The 20874-nt window shown below is 71.9% G+C and carries 20 protein-coding genes; 10 read left to right on the top strand and 10 right to left on the bottom strand.

Going from position 1 to position 20874, the window contains the following annotated elements; genetic code table 11:
* Positions 1–85: 85 nt before the first annotated feature.
* Positions 86–895, top strand: a complete 810-nt coding sequence (locus tag ACN9M0_RS18515; RefSeq protein WP_366037128.1) for a 4'-phosphopantetheinyl transferase family protein — start codon at positions 86–88, stop codon at positions 893–895.
* Here the strand turns inward: ACN9M0_RS18515 and ACN9M0_RS18510 are convergent.
* The 3 genes from ACN9M0_RS18510 to ACN9M0_RS18500 form a co-directional block, all read right to left on the bottom strand.
* Positions 855–1067, bottom strand: coding sequence for an MbtH family protein (locus ACN9M0_RS18510; RefSeq protein WP_366037127.1), 213 nt, complete (start codon positions 1065–1067; stop codon positions 855–857). The genes ACN9M0_RS18515 and ACN9M0_RS18510 overlap by 41 nt on opposite strands.
* Complete coding sequence (locus tag ACN9M0_RS18505; protein WP_366037126.1) at positions 1064–1639, bottom strand: LuxR C-terminal-related transcriptional regulator; 576 nt, start codon at positions 1637–1639, stop codon at positions 1064–1066. Before ACN9M0_RS18505 ends, ACN9M0_RS18510 begins: the two co-directional genes overlap by 4 nt.
* Positions 1640–1830: 191 nt before the next feature.
* Complete coding sequence (locus tag ACN9M0_RS18500; protein ID WP_366037125.1) at positions 1831–2826, bottom strand: helix-turn-helix transcriptional regulator; 996 nt, start codon at positions 2824–2826, stop codon at positions 1831–1833.
* 159 nt (positions 2827–2985) lie between these two features.
* Between ACN9M0_RS18500 and ACN9M0_RS18495 the strand changes: the two genes are divergently transcribed.
* Both ACN9M0_RS18495 and ACN9M0_RS18490 read left to right on the top strand, forming a co-directional pair.
* A complete protein-coding gene (locus tag ACN9M0_RS18495) occupies positions 2986–3297 on the top strand; it encodes a hypothetical protein (RefSeq protein ID WP_366037124.1) in 312 nt (103 codons plus the stop codon).
* Positions 3298–3440: 143 nt separating this feature from the next.
* A complete protein-coding gene (locus ACN9M0_RS18490; RefSeq protein WP_366037123.1) occupies positions 3441–3581 on the top strand; it encodes a hypothetical protein in 141 nt (46 codons plus the stop codon).
* Positions 3582–3717: 136 nt separating this feature from the next.
* On the opposite strand, the gene ACN9M0_RS18485 is transcribed toward ACN9M0_RS18490, so the two are convergent.
* Positions 3718–3927, bottom strand: coding sequence for a hypothetical protein (locus ACN9M0_RS18485; RefSeq protein WP_366037122.1), 210 nt, complete (start codon positions 3925–3927; stop codon positions 3718–3720).
* A 112-nt stretch (positions 3928–4039) separates the two neighbouring features.
* Positions 4040–4561, bottom strand: a complete 522-nt coding sequence (locus tag ACN9M0_RS18480; protein ID WP_366037121.1) for a MarR family winged helix-turn-helix transcriptional regulator — start codon at positions 4559–4561, stop codon at positions 4040–4042.
* A gap of 69 nt (positions 4562–4630) precedes the next feature.
* On the opposite strand from ACN9M0_RS18480, the gene ACN9M0_RS18475 reads away from it, so the two are divergent.
* From ACN9M0_RS18475 to ACN9M0_RS18465, 3 genes are all read left to right on the top strand, one after another.
* The gene (locus ACN9M0_RS18475; RefSeq protein WP_366037120.1) at positions 4631–5362 is read left to right on the top strand and encodes a hypothetical protein; all 732 of its coding nucleotides are present in this window, start codon (positions 4631–4633) and stop codon (positions 5360–5362) included.
* A gap of 1 nt (position 5363) precedes the next feature.
* Positions 5364–6200, top strand: coding sequence for an SGNH/GDSL hydrolase family protein (locus ACN9M0_RS18470; RefSeq protein WP_366037119.1), 837 nt, complete (start codon positions 5364–5366; stop codon positions 6198–6200).
* 121 nt (positions 6201–6321) lie between these two features.
* A complete protein-coding gene (locus ACN9M0_RS18465) occupies positions 6322–7188 on the top strand; it encodes a Cof-type HAD-IIB family hydrolase (protein WP_366037117.1) in 867 nt (288 codons plus the stop codon).
* Between the two features lie 120 nt (positions 7189–7308).
* Here the strand turns inward: ACN9M0_RS18465 and ACN9M0_RS18460 are convergent, their stop codons facing one another.
* From ACN9M0_RS18460 to ACN9M0_RS18445, 4 genes are read right to left on the bottom strand one after another with little or no spacing between them, the layout of a single operon-like run.
* Positions 7309–9021 carry a GAF domain-containing sensor histidine kinase gene (locus tag ACN9M0_RS18460; RefSeq protein WP_366037116.1) on the bottom strand — a complete coding sequence of 571 codons (1713 nt, stop codon included), beginning with the start codon at positions 9019–9021 and terminating at the stop codon, positions 7309–7311.
* A 20-nt stretch (positions 9022–9041) separates the two neighbouring features.
* Positions 9042–12596, bottom strand: a complete 3555-nt coding sequence (gene cydD, locus ACN9M0_RS18455) for a thiol reductant ABC exporter subunit CydD (RefSeq protein ID WP_366037115.1) — start codon at positions 12594–12596, stop codon at positions 9042–9044.
* A 31-nt stretch (positions 12597–12627) separates the two neighbouring features.
* Complete coding sequence (gene cydB / locus ACN9M0_RS18450; protein ID WP_366037114.1) at positions 12628–13629, bottom strand: cytochrome d ubiquinol oxidase subunit II; 1002 nt, start codon at positions 13627–13629, stop codon at positions 12628–12630.
* An 18-nt stretch (positions 13630–13647) separates the two neighbouring features.
* Positions 13648–15156: a cytochrome ubiquinol oxidase subunit I gene (locus ACN9M0_RS18445; RefSeq protein WP_366037113.1), complete on the bottom strand. Its 1509-nt coding sequence runs from the start codon at positions 15154–15156 to the stop codon at positions 13648–13650.
* 205 nt (positions 15157–15361) lie between these two features.
* Here ACN9M0_RS18445 and ACN9M0_RS18440 point away from each other — a divergent pair, with 205 nt between their 5' ends.
* Positions 15362–15742, top strand: coding sequence for a cyclophilin-like fold protein (locus ACN9M0_RS18440; protein WP_366037112.1), 381 nt, complete (start codon positions 15362–15364; stop codon positions 15740–15742).
* On the opposite strand, the gene hisC is transcribed toward ACN9M0_RS18440, so the two are convergent.
* On the bottom strand, positions 15743–16840 hold the full coding sequence (gene hisC / locus ACN9M0_RS18435; RefSeq protein ID WP_366037111.1) for a histidinol-phosphate transaminase: 1098 nt from the start codon (positions 16838–16840) through the stop codon (positions 15743–15745).
* 391 nt (positions 16841–17231) lie between these two features.
* Between hisC and ACN9M0_RS18430 the strand changes: the two genes are divergently transcribed.
* The 3 genes from ACN9M0_RS18430 (at position 17232) to ACN9M0_RS18420 (ending at position 20859) form a co-directional block, all read left to right on the top strand.
* Positions 17232–18338, top strand: coding sequence for a LacI family DNA-binding transcriptional regulator (locus ACN9M0_RS18430; RefSeq protein WP_041130217.1), 1107 nt, complete (start codon positions 17232–17234; stop codon positions 18336–18338).
* A 286-nt stretch (positions 18339–18624) separates the two neighbouring features.
* Positions 18625–20055, top strand: coding sequence for a metallophosphoesterase (locus ACN9M0_RS18425; RefSeq protein ID WP_426403910.1), 1431 nt, complete (start codon positions 18625–18627; stop codon positions 20053–20055).
* Positions 20056–20214: 159 nt separating this feature from the next.
* Positions 20215–20859: a hypothetical protein gene (locus ACN9M0_RS18420; RefSeq protein ID WP_366037110.1), complete on the top strand. Its 645-nt coding sequence runs from the start codon at positions 20215–20217 to the stop codon at positions 20857–20859.
* The last annotated feature ends 15 nt before the right edge of the window (positions 20860–20874 follow it).

Here is a 20874-nt window from a genome sequence, read left to right as displayed (position 1 = left end):
TGGGAGGCCGACCGGTACGTGCGGTACCTCCCCGTCCCGACAGCGGTACGGCGGCGAACGGCAGTGGAAGGCAGGGCGGTGGACGATGACCTCGTGCTCGATGCCGTACGCGGCCGGCTCCCGGCTTGACCCGCTCCCGGCGGTCCCGGTGCTCGGCCCGGCCGACTGCCACATCTGGTGGGCGGATCCGGCCACGGTCACCGACGACTGCCTGGCCCTGCTCGACGAGACCGAACGGGACCGGATCCCGCTGATGCGCCGGACGGAGGACCGACAGCGGTTCATCGCCGGCCGGGCCCTGCTGCGCACCGCGGCGGCCGGCTATCTCGACCTGCCGCCCCGGTGGGTCGAGGTGGTCGCCCGCTGTCCCGACTGCGCCAGGAACCACGGAAAGCCCGAACTGCCGGGCACCGGGCTCCAGGTGTCGGTCTCGCACTCCGGCGCCCGGGTGGCGGTCGCCGTCACCCGGGCGGGTCCGGTCGGGATCGACGTGGAGGAGGTCAGCGCGTCCGTGTCCCCCGCGGAACTGCTCCCCCATGTCGTCGGCCCCGCGGAGCCCCGCACCCCCGCCCACGCCACCACGAGCGGCTTCCACCGGATGTGGACCCGCAAGGAGGCGGTGCTCAAGGCGACGGGCCAGGGACTGCGGGTGCCGCTGTCCGAGGTCGGGGTGTCGGCTCCGGAGGAGGACCCGAGGGTGCTGTTCCTGGGCGGTCCGGCGGCCAGGCCCGCCGAGGACTTCGTCCTGGCCGACCTGGAGGCCGGTGCGGGCTGCGCGGCCGCGGTCGCGGTGATCGGCGGCGGGCCGCTGGCCTTCACCGCCTACTCCCGGAGCCGCCCCTCGGCCGCCGCGTTCAGTTCGGGGCCGCCGCGGGCTGCGGGGCCCGGGCGCTGAGCGGCCTCATGTCCGTCCACATCCGCTCGATGTGGTCGAGGCACTCCTGCCGCTCGCCGCTGAAGCCCTCCGGCTCCCAGCCGGCCGGCAGCTCGCGGTCGGCGGGCCAGAGCGAGTACTGCAGTTCGTGATTGCGGACCACGAGCTGGGTGCCGATGCCTTCGGTCGTCATGTCTCCACCTGCTGTCGTTGTCGGGGTTCGGGGTGCGCGGCCGGTGCGCGCGGGACGGTCAGGGCGGCACGGACCAGCTGCGCCTTGTTGTGCGCGCCGAGCTTGGAGCGGATGCGCTTCACGTACGTGTCGACCGTGTGCTGGCTGATGCCGATCCGCCGGGCCGCCTGGTCGTGGGTGCAGCCCTCGACGAGGTGCCCGAGCACCTCGCGCTCCCGCGGGGAGAGCGTGGCGACGCCCTGCCGGACGGGAGCCGGTCCCGGCGCCGCCACCCGCCGGATGGCGTCCACGAGCAGCAGGGTCGCGTCGTCGAACGGAAGGGTCGCGCCCGCCCGTTCGACGCCGTCGCCCCGGCCTTCGGTCAGAAGGACGGTGCGGGCGGCGGGCACGCCGGCCGGCGGCAGCTCGCCGAGCAGGCCCCGGTCGAGCACCAGGCAGTCGACCGTCCCGGGCGCCACCGCGAACGGCGTGCTCGTGGCGAACGCGACCTGGATGTCGGCCTCCGCGTCGAGCAGATAGCGGATGCCGAGCAGGGCGAGCTGGTTCTCGACGAAGATCCCGGCACGTGTCATGTCGTCGTCTCCTCGTCTGCGCCGGTTCCGCTCCGGCTCCACAGGACCAATCTCCGTGATCGGAGCACCCACCGGAAGGCGACTCCGGTGGCCCGTTGGGGCCCTGGACACAAGGGGACATCGGGGTACGGGGACAGGAGGCACGGCAAAGGGACCGGCCCCGAAGGGTCGGTCCCCGAAAGGTCACCGCGTCAGCGCTGCTCGGATATCCAGCCGTTCTGCACCGCGCGGACGCCCGCCTCGAAGCGGCTGCGCGCCCCGAGCCGGGTCATCAGCTCGGAGGCCAGCCGGCGTGCGGTCCGCGGCGACACCCCGAGCCGCTTCGCGATGGTCTCGTCCGTGTGGCCCTCGGCCAGCAGGACCACGACCGTGGCCTGCTGGTCGGTGAGGCCCTGCTCGTCGGCCTTGCTCTCCTCGTTGAGCGGCCGGGCGTCGTTCCAGACGCTGTCGAACAGCGCGCACAGCGCGGTCAGCGTGCCCTGGCCGGTCAGCACGACGGCGCCCTCGGCGCTCTTGTTGCTGTTCACGGGGATGATGGCGGTCTTGCGATCGAAGACGATCATCCGGGTCGGCAGGGTCGGTACGGTGCGCACCTCGCCGCCCAGCTTGGACAGCCAGCTCACGTACTGGAGGGTGTGCGGGCTGTTGCGGGCACTGTTGAGGTAGACCGTCCGCATCCGGACACCCCGGTCGAGGAGCTCCTGGTTGAGCGGCTTCGCGGCCTCGATGTGCTCCGGCCGCTGGGGCCCGTCCGGGGCGAAGGTCATGACCTCCTCCCGGGTGTCCCGGCTGAGCGCGGCGAGCCCGTCGCGGATCTGGTCGATCCCGGTGAGTCGCTCGCTGTGCGGGCGGGTCTCGGCCGGCCGTATCTCCTCGTACTCCGCGATCAGCTGGGCCGCGGCCGCCCGCGATTCCTCCAGCCGTTTCTGGTGCGCCGCGAGCTCGGCCTGCTGGCGCGCCATGAGCACTTGGAGGCCGACCTCGGGCGATACCGGCCACAGCGTGCCCTCCTGGTCGTAGGAGGGGCGCAGCAGCGCCAGTTCGCTCAGGGTGTCGAGACCGTGCCGGACCTGCTCGGGAGTGAGTCCCAGCCGTTCGGCGAGGTTCGCCACGCCGTCACGCGGCCGCGCCAGGAGACCCCGGTAGACGGCCTCGGCAATGGAATCAAGACCAAGCGACTTGAGCACGGCACATCTCTCCCCCCGGAGATCTCGTGGTTTAGAGACTCCATCATCACACGCGTGGCGAGATTTCTACAGAAGGCGGTCTGGACTGTACCGGCCATTGCCGGAATGGGACTTCTGTTCTTCTTCTTCCTGGTTCGTCCTTTGAGGAAAATGCCAGGTGTGTATCTCGTTCACACCGAACTCCTCAACAGGAAGACGGACTTGTGCATCCCTCAGAACCTCGCGGATCTCCTCCACGACCTGGCACTTCCCGACGACGGTGTGGAACATGTGGTCATCCACCCCCATCCGGGCCACGGACTGACGGTGGGGGTCTATCTGCTCGCCGACCGGCTCCGGGTCGCGGAGGAGGCGGCGGCACGGCTGTGCCGGCGCGCGGTCGCCGAGATCGGTCCGCTGCCGGGGTGGCGGGTCGGCCGCTCGGAGGCGCCGCTGCTGGCGCCGTACGGCTTCGACGGATTCGTGGGCTGAGCTCCCTGGACGCGGCCCGCTGACCGCTTCGGTCCAGGGCCCGTTCCGTCCACCGGAAGTCCCTTCCGAAGCCCTTTCGGCTTGGCGAAGCTTTGTCTCACCGAAGGAACAACCCCCCACCTACTTCGTAAGGGACTCATACCTTGCTTCGCTTCCGTTCCGCCCGCTGGGCTGCAGTTCTCCTGACGGCTCTCGCTCTGCTGGTCCCGGCTTTCGACGGGGCCGGCGACTCCGCCGACACCGTGGTCAACGCCGCCGCCACGGACGACGTGATCTGGGGCTGACACCCGCACCGACGCCTCGGCGTCGATGCACGGAACGGGACGCGGGGCGCCCCGAGGTGCCCCTACCGAACGCCGAACGGCATCGAAGACAGAGTCTTCGATGCCGTTTCGTCGTTGACGCGGCCCCCAGGGCCGTTCAGGCCGTCCGCCGCTCGTGGCTCCGCCACAGGGCGAGCAGGACCGGGGAGTCGGCCAGGACCTCGCCCACGAGGACCGGCTCCCGCGCGGGCTGCGCCGATCCGGCCCGCTCGCACTCCCCGCAGAGGGCCATCCCGAGGCTCGCGACCCAGGCCCCGCACGGCACACCGCAGGAGTCGCACTCCACGCGTCGCCGGTCCGCGACCATGCCCGCCCTCCCCGGATACACCGTCAGCTCCCGGGAATCTTCCCCACCACGCCGAAAACGAACGGGTGTTTACGGCCATATCGCGAGAAGCCGCGAGAAAGGGCGAGACCGTTCAGGCCCGCCCGGGCCGCTTCGGCAGCCGGCGGTAGCCCGGGTGGACGCCCGGTGCGAGGCCCTGCTGCTCGGCGATCCGGCCGAGGAGCTCCGTCAGCCGGGCCCGGTCGTCCTCGTCGAGCGCCGCGAACAGGTCGTCCTCGTGCAGCGCGGCGACCTCCCGGACGCTTCCGAGCGCCCGGCGGCCGTCCTCGGAGACGTACAGCTCGTGGTGACGACGGTCCTCGGCGCTGCGCCGCCGTTCGACGAACCCCTTCTTCTCCAGGTTGTCGATGAGGGCGACGACCCGGCTCGGGACGACGCCGAGGTCGGCCGCGAGGGAGCGCTGGCTCCGCCCCGGCTCCATGGCGATCATCCGCAACAGGCCGACGTCCGGCGGGGCCAGGCCGAGTTCGCCGACGCGCTCTCCGAAGCGACTCGCCGCGTGCGCCCCGAGCTGGGCGAGCAGGAACGCTCCGCCGCGCGGGGGCGGGGCCGTCGCCGCTCCGGGTTCTTCCACTGGTTGCCGGTCACTGCTCACGGAGCTATCGTACGACACAAGAACGATTCTCCACTGTGAACTATTCTCCTCAGAGAACGGACAGGACCCGTGTCTGCAGACAGCTGGACCGACCCCCGGCCGACCGAGGCCCCCCAGGAACCCCGCGAGCGCCGGGAAGCCCAGGCGGGACCCCCGCCCGGCGTGCTCGCCGTGGTGTTCACCGGGCTGTTCCTGGCCGGGCTCGTGCTCAGCACCGTGCTCGCCGACGGCGACCCCTTCCCCTCGCCCTTCGGCGAGACCGGCGAGATCGTGGCGTACTTCCGCGCCCACTCCGGCGCCGTCCAGATCTCCGGCGCCCTCCAGTTCGCGGCCTCGATCCCCCTGGCCGTCTACGCCGCCACGGTCTCCGCCCGCCTGCACCGGCTCGGCGTCCGCGCCCCCGGCGCGATCATCGCCCTCGCCGGCGGCCTCCTCGCCGCCGGATTCCTGGCCTCCTGCGGCCTGATCAGCTGGACGCTCTCCCGTACGGAGGTCCTCGAAGTCCCCTCGCTCGTCCGGGCCCTCCAGTACCTGGCCTTCGCCACCGGCGGCCCGGGCCACGTGGTGACGCTGGGCCTGCTGGTGGCCGGGATCGCCGTCCCCGGGCTCCTCGCCGGAGTGCTGCCCCGCGCGCTCGCCGTGACCGGTCTCGTCCTGGCGTCGATCGCCGCGCTCGCCTCCCTCACCCTGCTCTTCGACAGCGCCGCCCTGCTGCTGCCGCTGGCCCGCTTCACCTGCCTGGGCTGGCTGATCGCCGCCGGCTTCCTGCTGCCCCTTCGCCGCTCGCGCAAGGGGCACTGACATGCCCGAGAAGACGACCGCGCAGACGCCAGGGAACGACCTCACCGACAAGCTCGTGCGCTTCCAGCAGCCCGAGAAGACCCTCCGCTACCTGGGTGAACTGCCCGACACGCGCCTCGCCGGCCTCTTCGGCCTCGACCCCGAGGCGTACCGGAAGCGGCTCCGGGACCTGGACGACCGCACCCGCGTCACCGCGACCGAACTGCTCAAGGACCCCGTCTTCGCCGAGCGGGCCGGCCGGCTGCCCTTCCGGCCGGGGCAGCGGATCGTGGCCCTCGGCGAGAGCACCACCGCCGACCGGCTCTCCTGGTTCTCGATCCTGGGCCACCTCCTCCCGGACGGCATCGCACTCGTCAACCTCGCCGTCTCCGGTTCCACCACCACACAGGCCCTCGCCCAGCTGCCTCAACTCGCCTTCCTGCGCCCGGACTGGATCCTGTGCATGCTCGGCGCGAACGACGCCCAACGGCTCGGCCGCGACGCGGAGACCGCGGGCACCCGGCTGGTCAGCGCGGCGGAGACCGAACGCAACCTCCTCGCCCTGCGGGAACTCGCCGGGCAGCCGGACGCGTCCCGCTGGATCTGGCTCACCCCGAGCTCCGTGGACCAGGAACGGGCCGACGCCTACCCGCACTTCCGCCGCGCCGGGATCGGCTGGGCGAGCGAGGACGTCGACGGCGTCGCCGACTTCCTCCTCGGCCGGCCGGAACGCACGGTCGACACCCGGCGGGCCACGACCGGCCTGCACCTCGACGACGGAATCCACCTCACGCTCGACGGCCAGCGCGCCGTGACCGTCGCCCTCGTGGACGCCCTGACGGAGGCGACGACGTCATGAAGCTGCTGCTCTTCGGCGTCACCGGCGGTACGGGAGCCCAGCTCCTGACCCAGGCCACCGGCAGGCACTCATATGTGCGGCTCCTCGCACGCCCGTGCGCGTTGTGCGGAAGAATGGTGCGGTGACCTCTCCCCGTTCCCCGCGTCCTTCCGCCCCGGCGGCCCGGCTGATCGCCACCGATCTCGACGGCACCCTGCTGCGCGACGACAAGTCCGTCTCCGAGCGCACGGTCGCCGCCCTCGCGGCGGCCGAGCGGGCCGGGATCGAGGTCTTCTTCGTCACCGGCCGCCCGGCCCGCTGGATGGACGTCGTCCGCGACCACGTCCACGGGCACGGCCTCGCGATCTGCGCCAACGGCGCCGCCGTCGTCGACCTCCACGCGGGAGGCGCCTTCCTGCAGGTCCGCCCGCTGGAACGGCCGGTCGCGCTCGACGTCGTCCGCGCCCTGCGCGCCGCCGCGCCGGGGACGTCCTTCGCCGTCGAGCTCACCACCGGCATCCACTACGAGCCGCAGTACCCGCCCTTCTTCCTCGACCCCGGCGCCACCGTCGCCACCGCCGAGAAGCTCCTCTTCGAGGAGGCGCCCGGCTCCGCCGCCCCGGTGCTCAAGCTGCTCGCCCAGCACCCCGAGCTCGACCCCGACCTGTTCCTCGCGCTCGCGAGGGAGGCCGCGGGCGACCGGGCCGCCTTCACCCGGTCCAGCCCGACCGCGCTCATCGAGATCAGCGCGCTCGGCGTCTCCAAGGCCTCCACCCTGGCCCTGTGCTGCGACGAGCGCGGCATCGCGGCCGAGGAGGTCGTGGCCTTCGGCGACATGCCCAACGACATCGAGATGCTGAGCTGGGCCGGCCGCTCGTACGCGATGGGCAACGCCCACCCCGACGTCATCACCGCCGCCTCCGGCCGCACGGTCGGCAACAACGAGGACGGGGTGGCCGTGATCATCGAGCGACTGATCGCCGAGGCCACCTCGGAGGGCACGGTCTAGAGCCGAGGCCACCGCAGGGGCCACGGTCCGGAGCCGAGGCCACCACGGCAGGCACGGTCCAGAGCCGAGGCCACCACGGCAGGCACGGTCCGGAGCCGAGGCCACCACAAGGGACACCGCCTAGAGCGGCGCCTCCCACACCACCGTCGTACCGTCGCCGTCCTCGCCCAGGCCCGGCCCGCACCAGCTCGCGCCGCCCAGCGACTCGGCCCGGCGTGCCAGGTTGCGCAGACCGCTGCGCCGCCCGCCCACCGGGATGCCGATGCCGTCGTCGGCGACCGAGAGGCGCACCCCGGCGGAGCCGTCGGGGAGCGTCACTCCGGCGTCGACGACCACCTCGATGCGGCTCGCCTCCGCGTGCCGGAACGCGTTGGAGAGCGCCTCGCGCAGGGCGGCGATGAGGTTCTTGCCGGTGAGTTCGCCGACCGTCGCGTCGATCGCGCCGAGGAAGCGGTGCGCGGGCTTGAAGCCGAGCGGCACGGCCGCCATGTTGATCTCCCGCAGGACGCGGGTGCGCAGCCCCGACGGGGCCTCGGCAGGGCCCTGCTGGAGCGCGAAGATCGCCGTACGGATCTCCTGGATGGTCACGTCCAGCTCGTCCACGGCCTTGCCCACGCCCTCGCGCACGGCCGGCACGATCGACCTGCGCTGGGCGCTCTCCAGCATCATGCCGGTGGCGAAGAGCCGCTGGATGACCAGGTCGTGCAGGTCGCGGGCGATCCGGTCGCGGTCCTCGAAGACGGCGAGCCGCTCCCGGTCGCGCTGCGCGTCGGCCATCATCAGGGCGAGGGCGGCCTGCGAGGCGAACTGGGTGGCGAGGGTCCGCTCCGCCTCCGTGAACTGCCGGGCGTCCCGCGCCCTGGGCGTGGCGAGCGCGCCGAGCACCCGCCCGCCGCTCTGCAGCGGCAGCATCATGCTCGGTCCGTAGGGGGCCGTCAGCCGGCTGATCATGCGCGGGTCCGAGGAGGCGTCGGCCACGAAGACCGCCTCGCCCTCCAGGAGCTGCTTCACCACGGGACTCTCGGGCGGGATCACCACGCCCAGCGACTTCGTGGGCCGGGGCGAGGAGACGGCGACGATCTCCAGGCCGCCTTCCTCGGCGGGCAGCAGCACGATCCCGGCGTCCGCGTCGGCGAGCCGGCGGGCCTGTTCGGCGACGACCGTGAGGGCGTCGTCGGCGTCTCCCCCGGAGAGCAGTGCGGTGGTGACGGCGACCGAGCCGTCGATCCACCGCTCGCGCTGCCGGGCCGCCTCGTACAGCCGGGCGTTGCCGATCGCGATGCCCGCCTCGGTGGCGAGGACCCGGACCATGTGCACGTCGTAGTCGTTGAACTGGCCTCCGCCGTGCTTCTCCGCGAGGTAGAGATTGCCGAAGATCTCGCCCTGGACCCGGATGGGGACGCCGAGGAAGCTCCGCATCGGCGGGTGTCCGGGCGGGAAGCCGGCCGCGCGCGGATCGTCGGACAGATCGGCGAGGCGGATGGTCTGCGGGTCGCGGATCAGCGCGCCGAGCAGCCCCGCGTGGCCGTCGGGGCGGTGGCCGATCACGCGGGCCACGTCCTCGTCGACGCCGAAGGTGACGAAGTCCGAGAGGCCCTCGCCCTCCTCGTCGACGACGCCGATCGCGGCGTAGTGGGCGTCGGCGAGTTCGGCGGCGGTCTCGCAGATCCGGTCGAGGGTGGAGTGGAGTTCGAGCCCGGTGCCGACCGAACGCATGGCCTCCAGGAGCTGCGGCACGCGGGCGGTGAGCTCCGTGGACAGCCCCTGGAGGCTGCGGGTGGCCTGGGTGGCGGCTTCCAGGGGATCCGAGTCGTCGGATGCGGCGGCGGTCATGGGCTTGAGCCTAGTAAGTCCTATTTGGCGAGAAAAGTCGGCCGCCCCCTACCGGTCGCCTCGGCGGAGCCGTGGGCGGTGGCGAGCAGATCGGTCTCCCGCTCCTGCTCCAGCATCCGGCGCAGCGGGCCGTCCGCCGTCGCGAGCTCGGCGTACGGTCCGCGTTGCACGGTCCGGCCCTCGTCGAGGACCAGCACCTCGTCGACGGCTTCGAGGCCGTGCAGCCGGTGGGTGATGAGGACGGTGGTCCGGCCCTCGGTGGCCCTGAGCAGGTCGTCGGTGAGGGCGTCGGCGGTGGCCAGGTCCAGGTGCTCGGCGGGCTCGTCGAGGACGAGGACCGGGAAGTCGGCGAGGAGGGCCCGGGCCAGCGCGAGGCGCTGCCGCTGTCCGCCGGAGAGCCGGGAGCCGTGCTCGCCCACGAGCGTGTCGAGTCCGGCCGGCAGCCCGTCGACCCAGTCGAGCAGCCGGGCCCGGCGCAGCGCCTCGCGCAGCGCCTCGTCGTCCGCCCCGACCTTGGCGAGCCGCAGGTTCTCGCGGACGGAGCTGTCGAAGATGTGGGCGTCCTGGGCGCAGAGCCCGACGAGTTTCCGGACCGCGTCGCCGTCGAGTTCCCGGGCCGGCACGCCGCCGATGCGGTACGTGCCGTGCTCCGCGTCCAGGAACCGCAGCAGCACCTGGGCAAGCGTGGTCTTGCCGGAGCCGGAGGCACCGACGACCGCGACCCGGCGCCCGGCCTCCAGGGTGAGCCCGAACCCGTCGAGCGCCGCCCGCTCCTGCCCGGCGTGCCGGGCCGAGAGCCCGGCCAGCTCCAGCGGGAACGGGCTCGCCGGGGGAGCGGCGGGCGTCCGCGGCTCGTGTACGGGGACGGCGGCGTCCAGCACCTCGAAGACCCGCTCGGCGCTGTGCTTGACGCGCTGCCGGTACTGGACGGCGAGCGGAAGCCCGGTGACGGCCTCGAAGGCGGCGAGCGGGGTCAGGACGACCACCGCGAGGGCCACCCCGTCGAGCCGCCCGTCCCGCACGGCCTGGACGCCGACGAGCGCGGCGGCCGCGACGGTCAGGCCGCAGACCAGGGCCGAGAGCCCGGCCCCGAGCGCGGTGGCGGCGGCCTGCCGGGAGGCGATGGAGGTGAGGGTGCGGTCGGCGTCCCGCGCCCGCTCGATCCGGCCCCGGAGCGCACCGGCGACGGTCAGTTCGGCGCAGCCGCGCAGCAGATCGGCCACGGCGGTCGCCAGGGTGCCGCGTGCGGGGGCGAGCCGCCGCTCGGCCCGGCGGGCGAGGGCCCCGCCGGCCGCCGGCACGACGACTCCCGCGACCAGCAGGCCCACGGCGAGGACGGCACCGGCCTCGGGCAGCAGCCAGGCGGTGAACCCGGCCGAGGCGACGCCCACGACGAGCGCGGCGCCCGCCGGGAGCAGCCAGCGGAGCCAGTAGTCCTGGAGTGCGTCGACGTCCTGGACGAGCCGCGCGAGGAGGTCACCGCGCCGGGTGCGGCGCAGTCCGGCCGGGGCGATCCGCTCCAGGCGCCGGTACACGGTGACCCGGAGGTCGGCGAGCATCCGCAGGACGGCGTCGTGCGAGACGAGCCGCTCGGCGTACCGGAAGACGGCCCGGCCGATGCCGAAGGCGCGCGTGGCGGTGACGGCCACCATCAGGTAGAGCACGGGCGGCTGTTCGGAGGCCCGAGAGATGAGCCAGCCGGACACGGCCATGAGCCCGACGGCAGACCCGAGGGCCAGACTCCCGAGCAACAAGGCAAGCCCCATCCGCCCCTTGAGCTCCCCGGCCATGCTCCGTACCCGCGCCAGTGTGGGCATCCGTTCCGGAACCGTTGTGGGCATGCGCACCGCCTGGGGCGGAACGGGTGGGCGCAGCGCCCCGACGGACCCGTCGCCTTCCGCCGTACCCGCACCCCCGGGACCGGCCCCCAGCGCGGCACCGCCACGGCCCACCGTCACCACCCGATCGGCGACAGCCAGCAACGCGGGCCGGTGCACGACAAGCAGCACCGTCCGCCCCGCGGCAAGGCGGCGCACCGCCTCCACCACACCCGCCTCGGTCTCACCGTCGAGCGCCGCCGTCGGTTCGTCGAGCAGCAGCAGGGGCCGGTCCGCCAGGAACGCCCGCGCGAGCGCGAGCCGTTGCCGCTGCCCGGCCGAGAGTCCCGCCCCGTCCTCGCCGAGCAGGGTGTCGAGCCCCTGCGGCAGCCCCGCGACGAACCCGTCCGCCCCGGCGTCCCGCAGGGCGTCCCGTACCGCCTCGTCGGAGGCGTCCGGGCGGGCGAGCCGGACGTTCTCGGCGACCGTCCCCGCGAAGAGGTGCGGGCGCTGCGGGACCCAGGCGATCCTGGCCCGCCACTCCTCCAGGTCGAGCGTCGCGAGGTCCGCGCCCCCGACCCGTACGGAACCGCCCTCCTCCGGCACCGCGAAGCCCAGCACGACGTCGAGCAGCGTCGACTTCCCGACCCCGCTCGGCCCGACCAGCGCCACCGTCTCGCCCGGCTCGACCGTCAGTGTCGCCGCGTCGAGCGAGGGCTCGGCGCGGCCCGCGTGACGTACGGTCACGCCGTCGAGCTCAAGGCGTACGGACTGCGGCACGGCTCCCGTGCCGCCGTCCCGTACCGGCTGCTCCAGGACGTCGAAGATCTCCTCCGCCGCCGCGAGTCCCTCCGCCGCCGCGTGGTACTGCGCCCCCACCTGCCGCAGCGGAAGGTACGCCTCGGGGGCCAGGATCAGGATGACGAGCCCGGTGTAGAGGTCGAGCTCACCGTGGACGAGTCGCATGCCGATGGTCACGGCGACGAGCGCGACCGACAGCGTCGCGAGGAGCTCCAGGGCGAACGAGGAGATGAAGGCGATCCGCAGCGTGCGCATCGTCGCCTGGCGGTACTCCGCGGTGATCGCGCGGATCGACTCGGCCTGGGCCTTCGCCCGGCCGAAGATCTTGAGGGTGGGAAGGCCTGCCACCACGTCCAGGAAGTGTCCGGAGAGCCGCGAGAGCAGCTTCCACTGCCGGTCCATCCGGGCCTGGGTGTACCAGCCGATGAGGATCATGAAGACCGGGATGAGCGGCAGCGTGACGACGATGATCGCCGCCGAGACCCAGTCCTCCGTGACGATCCGGGCCAGGACCGCCACGGGCACGACCACCGCGAGGCCCAGCTGCGGCAGATAGCGGGCGAAGTAGTCGTCGAGGGCGTCCACGCCCCGCGTGGCGAGGGCGATCAGCGAACCGGCCTTCTGGCCGCTCAGCCACCCGGGCCCGAGTGCGGCCGCGCGGCCGAGGAGCCGGCCGCGGAGTTCGGACTTGACCGCCGAGCTCGCCCGGTGGGCGGCGAGCTCGGTCAGCCAGGAGACCAGCCCCCGCCCCACCGCGACTCCGGCGAGCAGCAGCAGGGGCGTGGTCAGGTCGGAAACCGACTGGGCCTGCTGGAAGGCCCCCACCACGATCTCGGCGATGAGCATCGCCTGGGCGATGACCAGCGCCGCTCCGACGAGGCCGAGCACGACCACCGCGATCAGGAAGAGACGGGTGGCCCTGGCGTACCGGAGCAGGCGCGGATCGATCGGTTTCACGTGAAACATGCCCCTCTCGTGTGCGTCGGCCCTAGTGAGCGTCGGCGATGTGCTGCGTACCGATGCGCTTGCGGAACACCCAGTAGGTCCAGCTCTGGTAGAGCAGCACCAGCGGGGTCGCGATCGCCGCGCACCAGGTCATGATCTTGAGCGTGTACGGAGTCGACGACGCGTTCGTCACGGTAAGGCTCCACTCGGGGTTGAGCGAAGACGGCATGACGTCCGGGAAGAGGGCGAGGAAGAGCATCGCCACAGCGGCGGCGACGGTGACGCCCGAGAGCGCGAACGACCAGCCCTCCCGCCCGGCCTTGATCGCGCCGATGGCGCCGACGAGCGCCACCACGGCGACCAGCATCGCCGCAAGGCTCCAGCTGTCCCCCGTGTGGACCTGGGTCCAGATCAGGAAGCCCAGGGCGAGCACCGCCGTGACCAGCCCCAGCTTGAGCGCGAGCGCCCGCGCCCGCGTCCGGATGTCCCCGACCGTCTTGAGCGAGGCGAAGACCGCGCCGTGGAAGGTGAAGAGGGTGAGCGTGACCAGGCCGCCGAGGATCGCGTACGGGTTGAGCAGGTCCCAGAAGTTGCCGACGTACTCCATGTCGCCGTCGATCTTCACGCCCCGGACGATGTTGCCGAAGGCCACGCCCCAGAGGAACGCGGGGATCAGCGAGGTCCAGAAGATGGCCTGCTCCCAGTTGCGCTGCCAGTTCTCCTCGGGCCGCTTCACCCGGTACTCGAAGGCGACGCCCCGGACGATCAGGCAGACCAGGATGATCAGCAGCGGCAGGTAGAAGCCGGAGAACAGCGTCGCGTACCACTCGGGGAACGCGGCGAAGGTCGCGCCGCCGGCGGTGAGCAGCCACACCTCGTTGCCGTCCCAGACGGGTCCGATGGTGTTGATGAGGACCCGCTTCTCGACCCGGTCGCGGGCGAGCAGCTTGGTCAGGACGCCGACCCCGAAGTCGAAGCCTTCGAGGAAGAAGTAGCCGATCCAGAGGACGGCGATGAGTACGAACCAGACGTCGTGGAGTTCCATGCCTCGATCTCCTGAGCCTCAGTACGAGAAGGCCATGGGGCGGTCGGGGTCACGAGAGTCCCCGCCGATCTTGGTGGGCGGGTTGAGATCGTCCTCGGTGAGCTCCGGCGGGCCCGCCTTGACGTACTTCACGAGGAGCTTGACCTCGATGACGGCGAGGATCGCGTAGAGGGCGGTGAAGACGATCATCGAGGTGAGGACCTCGCCCTGGGAGACACCGGGGGAGACGGCGTCACGGGTGCGCAGCACGCCGTAGACGACCCAGGGCTGGCGGCCCATCTCGGTGAAGATCCAGCCCCAGGAGTTGGCGATCAGCGGGAACGCCATCGTCCAGAGGGCGATGATCCAGTACCACTTGCCCAGGCGGGGGCTGAGCGCCTTCCGCTTGAACAGGACCAGGTTCGGCACCTCGTCCTCACCGGTCCGCAGGCCCGGCGACAGCATGAACTTCTTCCGGGTCAGCCAGAGGCCGAGCACGCCGATGCCCAGCGAGGCCATGCCGAAGCCGATCATCCAGCGGAAGCCCCAGTAGGCGACGGGGATGTTGGGCCGGTAGTCGCCGGGGCCGAACTTCTCCTGCTCGGCCTTGTTCACGTCGTTGATGCCCGGGACGTACGAGCTGAAGTCGTCGTTCGCGAGGAAGGACAGCAGGCCCGGGATCTCTATGGCGACCGTGTTGTGGCCCTTCTCGACGTCGCCGTAGGCGAAGACCGAGAAGGGTGCGGGCGCCTCGCCGTCCCAGAGGGCCTCGGCGGCGGCCATCTTCATCGGCTGCTGCTTGAACATGACCTTGCCGAGCAGGTCGCCGCTGATGGCGGTGCCGAGGCCGGCGATGATCAGGGTGATCAGGCCGAGCCGCAGCGAGGTCCGCATGATCGGGATGTGCCTCTTGCGCGCCAGGTGGAAGGCGGAGATGCCGACCATGAACGCGCCGCCGACCAGGAACGCCGCCGTCATCGTGTGGAAGAACTGGGCGAGCGCGGTGTTCTGGGTGAGCACGTGCCAGAAGTCGGTGAGCTCCGCCCGGCCCCGCTCCTTGTTGATGCGGTAGCCCACGGGGTGCTGCATCCAGGAGTTTGCCGCCAGGATGAAGTAGGCGGAGAGGATGGTGCCGATCGACACCATCCAGATGCAGGCGAGGTGGATCTTCTTCGGCAGCTTGTCCCAGCCGAAGATCCACAGACCGATGAAGGTCGACTCGAAGAAGAAGGCGATGAGCGCCTCGAAGGCGAGCGGGGCACCGAAGATGTCGCCGACGAAGCGGGAGTAGTCGGACCAGTTCATGCCGAACTGGAACTCCTGCACGATGCCGGTGACCACGCCCATGGCGATGTTGATCAGGAAGAGCTTGCCCCAGAACTTCGTCGCCCTCAGGTACTTCTCGTTCTCCGTCCGCACCCAGGCGGTCTGGAGCCCGGCGGTGAGCGCGGCGAGGGAGATGGTCAGGGGGACGAAGAGGAAGTGGTAGACGGTGGTGATGCCGAACTGCCAGCGCGCCAGAGTCTCTGGCGCCAGAGCTAGGTCCACGTCCTTGTCTCCTTACATTGCCGTGGTCACATCGGCAGTTTGCCCCGTTCCTTCCGCACATTACGGGAGGAACAGGACACGCTTGTGAACGCGTTCACATTCACAAGCAATTATGGCTCATACGAAATCCGTACTGTCGGTCGGGGGTCCCCCCACCGAAGGTCACCTCTTCCCAGGACCTTCAACATATTGTTGAATCCGGGGCATGACCCTTCGGATACGCATCAGCTGGCCGGCAGGACACACCACGGCCACCCTCGAGGAGACCCCCACGAGCAAGGCGCTCGCGGGAGCCCTCCCGTTCTCCTCCACCGCCCGGACCTGGGGCGAGGAGGTCTACTTCGACACGCCGGTCTCCACCTCGGTCGAGGACGGCGCGCGCCAGGTCGTCGAGCCCGGCACCGTGGCCTTCTGGACGGAGGGCGACGCACTCGCCCTCCCCTACGGCCCCACCCCGATCTCACGGGGTGAGGAATGCCGCCTCGCGAGCCCCTGCAACCTGCTGGGCGGGCTCGACGGCGACCCGCGGATCCTGGCCACCGTCAGGGACGGCGACCCGATCCGCGTGGAACTGGCCGAGAACTGATCAGAGCCCCTGGCGGAAGCCCTCCGCCGCCTTCAGGAACAGGTCGTTCGCCTCGGTCTCACCGATCGTGACGCGCACGCCCTCCCCCGCGAACGGCCGCACCATCACGCCGTGCCGCTCGCACTCCGCCGCGAAGTCCATGGTCCGCTCGCCGAGCCGCAGCCAGACGAAGTTCGCCTGGGTGTCCGGCACGGTCCAGCCCTGGGCCACGAGCCCCGCATGGACCCGCTCGCGCTCGGACACCAACGAGCCGACCCGCCCGAGCAGTTCGTCCTCGGCCCGCAGCGAGGCCACCGCCGCGTCCTGTGCCAGCTGGCTCACGCCGAACGGCACCGCCGTCTTGCGCAGCGCCGCCGCCACCGGCTCGTGGGCGACCGCGAAGCCGACCCGCAGCCCCGCCAGGCCGTACGCCTTGGAGAAGGTGCGCAGCACGGCCACGTTGGGCCGGTCGCGGTAGAGCTCGATGCCGTCCGGGATGTCGGTGTCGCGGACGAACTCCCGGTACGCCTCGTCGATCACGACCAGCACGTCCGAGGGCACCCGGTCCAGGAAGCGCTCCAGCTCCGCCCGGCGCACCGCGGTGCCCGTGGGGTTGTTCGGGTTGCAGACGAAGATCAGGCGGGTCCGCTCGGTGATCGCCGCGGCCATCGCGTCGAGGTCGTGCACCTCGCCCTCGGTCAGCGGCACCTGCACCGAGGTGGCCCCGCTGATCTGCGTGATGATCGGGTACGCCTCGAAGGAGCGCCAGGCGTAGATCACCTCGTCGCCCGGGCCCGAGGTGGCCTGGAGCAGCGACTGCGCGACGCCGACCGAGCCGGTGCCGGTGGCCAGGTGCGACACGGGCACGCCGAAGCGGTCCGCCAGCTCCTCCGTCAGGCCGGTGCAGGCCATGTCCGGGTAGCGGTTGAAGTTCGCGGCGGCGGCCAGCGTGGTCTCCATGACCCCCGGCAGCGGCGGGTAGGGGTTCTCGTTGGAGGACAGCTTGAAGGCCACGGGACCGCCCGCGGCGGCCGGCTTGCCCGGCTTGTAGGTGGGGACGCCGTCCAGCTCGGCGCGCAGCTTGGGGCTGCCGGTGCTCGTCCCGCTGGTCTCGCTCACAGTGTGGCCTCCTCGACCGTCCGTACCGCCAATACTCCTCACCTTAAGAGGATTCGCCTCCGCTGCGAATGGGCTGTGGACAACAGGAGGGACACGCTGTGGATACGGCCTTCCTCCCGGCGGAGAGGAGGGGGAGCACGCGCCCGGGTGGCGTGCGCCGGTGGCGAGCGCCGTGGCGCGCATCCCCCGTAGAGGTGAGTTGAGACCTCTTCGAGACCTCGCCCCCTCGCCAGGCCTACGCCGTTCGAACACCATAGATCGCACGGCAAAGACCCTAACTACCTTTGATCTCATGCCCCTTGGGCTTTTTCGATCATGCAGAAACGTGCCTGTCAACGCCTGCATATGCGACCGTCCCGACCGCCCCTCGGCGCCCTACTATCGGCTCGCCATGACAGCAGCAGGGAAGCACCAGGTGAGCCGGGCACAGACCCGGGGAAGCCGGCAGGGCCGGGCAGGCATCCGGGACGTGGCCGCCGCCGCCGGGGTCTCCATCACGACTGTCTCCGACGCGCTCAACGGCAAGGGCCGACTCCCGGACGCCACCCGCCGCCACGTCCGCGAGGTCGCCGACAGGCTGGGCTACCGCCCATCCGCGGCGGCCCGCACGCTTCGTACCGGCAAGTCGGGACTCATCGGCCTGACCGTGACCACGTACGGGGATGAACCTTTCACCTTCACCGAATTCGCGTACTTCGCGGAGATGGCCAGAGCAGCCACATCGGCGGCGCTCGCCCGGGGCTACGCCCTGGTCATCCTCCCCGCCACCTCCCGCCATGACGTCTGGTCGAACGTCGCCCTCGACGGCACCGTCGTCATCGACCCCTCCGACCACGACCCGGTCGTCACCGAACTGGTCCGCCAGGGCCTGCCCGTCGTCTCCGACGGACGCCCCGCCGGCACCCTTCCGGTCACCGCCTGGGTCGACAACGACCACGAAGCCGCCGTCCTCGACCTTCTCGACCACCTCGCCGACGCCGGCGCCCGCCGGATCGGCCTCCTCACCGGAACCACCACCGACACGTACACCCGCCTGTCCACCACCGCGTACCTCAACTGGTGCGAACGGGTGGGCCAGGACCCCGTCTACGAGGCCTATCCGGCGCACGATCCGTGCGCGGGCGCCGTCGCGGCCGACCGGCTGCTCGCCCGCCCGGACCGGCCCGACGCCGTGTACGGCCTCTTCGACCCCAACGGAACCGACCTCCTCGCGGCCGCGCGCCGCTACGGACTGCGCGTCCCGGACGACCTGCTGCTGGTCTGCTGCAGCGAGTCGACCGTCTACGCCACCACCGAACCGCCCATCACGACCCTCTCGCTCAAGCCGCGCCGCATCGGCACGGCCGTCGTCCAGCTCCTCATCGACGCCATCGAGGGGATCGACACCGACGGCCCGGTCGAGCAGGTGATACCGACCGAACTCATCGTCCGCACCTCCTCGCAGCGGCGTTCGCCGCGCACCACGGTCAGCCCGCCGCGCTCACCCGCGAAGGACTGATCCCACCGGCGGCGGCGCCCGAACCCGCCGCCGACCGACTAGCCGTCCCCGCCCCTGCCCGTGGGCGGGAACGGCGAAACCGGTCACCGTACCGGCTTCGACCCTGGACTGGACCTTCTCAATTCGGGCGAAACAACCGGTGAACCCGGAGTGGACCCGGATTCACCACCCCTGGTGCGTCACACAGGAGGACGCTCATTCCTATGATGGGCGGACGACACCGCGGACCACTCCGACCAGGCCGGTCCGCGATGTGCAGGGCATCGCGACGGTGGTGGAGGGGTCGATGACTCAGGGGGCCGGTCAGGAGCCCGTGGTACGCACGGCGACATTGCGTGACTTCCGCGTACCGCCGTACGCCCGCGTGCCCGTGCAGGGCCATGCCGCCGAGCCGCCGTCCCCGGAGGAACCGGTGACCCCGGCGGGCGAGGCCGCACCCACCGAACGTCTGTCCCCCGTCGAACGCCCGGCGTCCGACGGACACCTGCCCCCGGTCGCCCCCTCGCCGGTCGAGGCCGTCCCGGTGCAGACCCCGCCGGCCGAGGCCCTCCCGGCCGCGTCCGTACCGGTCGCCTCCGTCCCGGCGCCGCCCGCCGCACCGCCCGCCGCGCCGCCCGCCGCCGCACCCCCCGCGCCGTCGGCCCCCGCGCCCCAGCCCGCCGATCCGACCCTCCACCTGGGTCACCGCCTCGCCCCGGCGTTCGCCGCCCCGGCCGGCTCCTCCATCGTCTCCGTCGCCACCGGACACCCCGGCAACGCCTTCCCCGAGGGCGACACGCCCGACGGGTACACCCCGACCGAGCGCGACCTCCCGGTCATCAACCGGGGCGACACCGTCCAGGTCCAGGTCACCACCCCCGCCCCGGCCCCCGCCCCGGAGCCCGCGAACGGCGACGGACCAGGCCCCCTCTACGTCGTCGGCGACGTCCACGGCTACCTCGACGAGCTCCTCGCCGCCCTGCGCGCCCAGGGCCTCATCGACGAGAACGGCGGCTGGGCCGCGGGCAACGCCCGGCTCTGGTTCCTCGGCGACTTCACCGACCGCGGCCCCGACGGCATCGGCGTCATCGACCTCGTCATGCGCCTCTCCGCCGAGGCCGCCGCCGCGGGCGGCTACTGCAAGGCCCTCATGGGCAACCACGAGCTGCTGCTCATCGGCGCCAAGCGCTTCGGCGACACCCCCGTCAACTCCGGTGCGGGCACCGCCACCTTCCAGGCCGCCTGGCTGCTCAACGGCGGCCAGAAGCACGACATGGACCGGCTCCAGGACGTCCACCTCCAGTGGATGTCCCGGCTGGACGCCGTGGTGCTGGAGGACGACCACCTCCTCGTCCACTCCGACACCACCGCGTACCTCGAATACGGCCAGACCATCGAGGACGTCAACGACACGGTCCACGAGATCCTCACCCGGAACGACGCCGACGAGGTCTGGGACGTCTTCCGCAAGTTCACCAAGCGCTTCGCGTTCCGCGACGACGGCGGCCCGCAGGCCGTCCAGGAGCTGCTCTCCACCTACGGCGGCCGCCGGATCGTGCACGGCCACAGCCCCATCCCGTACCTCCTCGGCCAGGTCGGCACCGAGGAGGGCGAGGACAGCGCGGGCCCGGTCGTCGACGGACCGCACGTGTACGCCGAGGGTCTCGCGATCGCCATGGACGGTGGAGTGACCATGGCCGGAAAGCTACTGGTCGTCCAACTCCCCCTGAACGGCTGACGCATAACCCTGCGCATCCGGGGAAGTCGATTTCCGGAAACACCCTGTCAGGCCGTGGCGTCACCGCAATAACATCGGGTCATCCATAGCAGGCTCTCCTCCGTTTCCGCCCAACCGACCGTTTCCCACGGCTGATCCGGGCCTACGGAGCATCGGGGGATGCACATGAACGTGGCTCCGCACCTGCTGACCGAGGACCGCGCCGAGTACGAGCGTGTCCTCGACGACGCACTGAGCACCGCCCACGCACGTCCGGAACTCGCCGGGGTCGGAACCCGGCTCACGGTCGCGCAGCTGCGCGCCATGACGATGAACGCGACCGCGCTCATCACGAGCGCCGCGGCGAGCGAGTACGACCACTTCGTGAAGGTCCGCGAACAGAACCGGGCGGCCTTCGGGACCCGGATACCCGGAGCCGACCCCGGCACCGGCACGGGCGCCGGCGTCGTCGCCATCGTCACCGTGATGGTGCCCGTCCTCGCGGGCACGGCCGCCGCGATACTCCTGCTGGTCGGTGCCGTCCTGCACGCCCTCGCGCCCACCGTGGTGTTCGGCGAGACCCTGCTGACGGCGGGACTCGTCTTCGCCGCCCTCGCCGCCGCCGGACTGCTCTTCGCGGGCGCCGGCCTGCTCGTGACCGCCCTCCACAACAGACCGGCCGCGGCGGACGGGACCGCCACGGCCGACGACGAACTCTCCCTGGCCCGGGAGGCCTGGCGCCGCGCCCTCCTGGAGCGCGGCATCCTCCCCTTCCTCCGCGACGCCCTCGCCGCCGCGGCACCACCGGACGCGACGACGCCCTGAGGAACGAGGGGCCGG

It is taken from the genome of Streptomyces sp. R-07 (genome assembly GCF_049913175.1).
In the GTDB taxonomy this organism is placed as follows: Bacteria; Actinomycetota; Actinomycetes; order Streptomycetales; family Streptomycetaceae; genus Streptomyces.
Note: the sequence above shows the minus strand (reverse complement) of the source record. Positions and strands in the feature narration are given on the sequence as shown.

Coding starts and splice junctions, on each gene's coding strand:
- ACN9M0_RS18515 (WP_366037128.1), top strand. CDS start 86: ATGACCTCGTGCTCGATGCCGTACGCGGCCGGCTCCCGGCTTGACCCG.
- ACN9M0_RS18510 (WP_366037127.1), bottom strand. CDS start 1,067: ATGACGACCGAAGGCATCGGCACCCAGCTCGTGGTCCGCAATCACGAA.
- ACN9M0_RS18505 (WP_366037126.1), bottom strand. CDS start 1,639: ATGACACGTGCCGGGATCTTCGTCGAGAACCAGCTCGCCCTGCTCGGC.
- ACN9M0_RS18485 (WP_366037122.1), bottom strand. CDS start 3,927: ATGGTCGCGGACCGGCGACGCGTGGAGTGCGACTCCTGCGGTGTGCCG.
- ACN9M0_RS18470 (WP_366037119.1), top strand. CDS start 5,364: ATGCCCGAGAAGACGACCGCGCAGACGCCAGGGAACGACCTCACCGAC.
- ACN9M0_RS18460 (WP_366037116.1), bottom strand. CDS start 9,021: ATGACCGCCGCCGCATCCGACGACTCGGATCCCCTGGAAGCCGCCACC.
- cydB (WP_366037114.1), bottom strand. CDS start 13,629: ATGGAACTCCACGACGTCTGGTTCGTACTCATCGCCGTCCTCTGGATC.
- ACN9M0_RS18440 (WP_366037112.1), top strand. CDS start 15,362: ATGACCCTTCGGATACGCATCAGCTGGCCGGCAGGACACACCACGGCC.
- ACN9M0_RS18430 (WP_041130217.1), top strand. CDS start 17,232: ATGACAGCAGCAGGGAAGCACCAGGTGAGCCGGGCACAGACCCGGGGA.
- ACN9M0_RS18425 (WP_426403910.1), top strand. CDS start 18,625: ATGACTCAGGGGGCCGGTCAGGAGCCCGTGGTACGCACGGCGACATTG.
- ACN9M0_RS18420 (WP_366037110.1), top strand. CDS start 20,215: ATGCACATGAACGTGGCTCCGCACCTGCTGACCGAGGACCGCGCCGAG.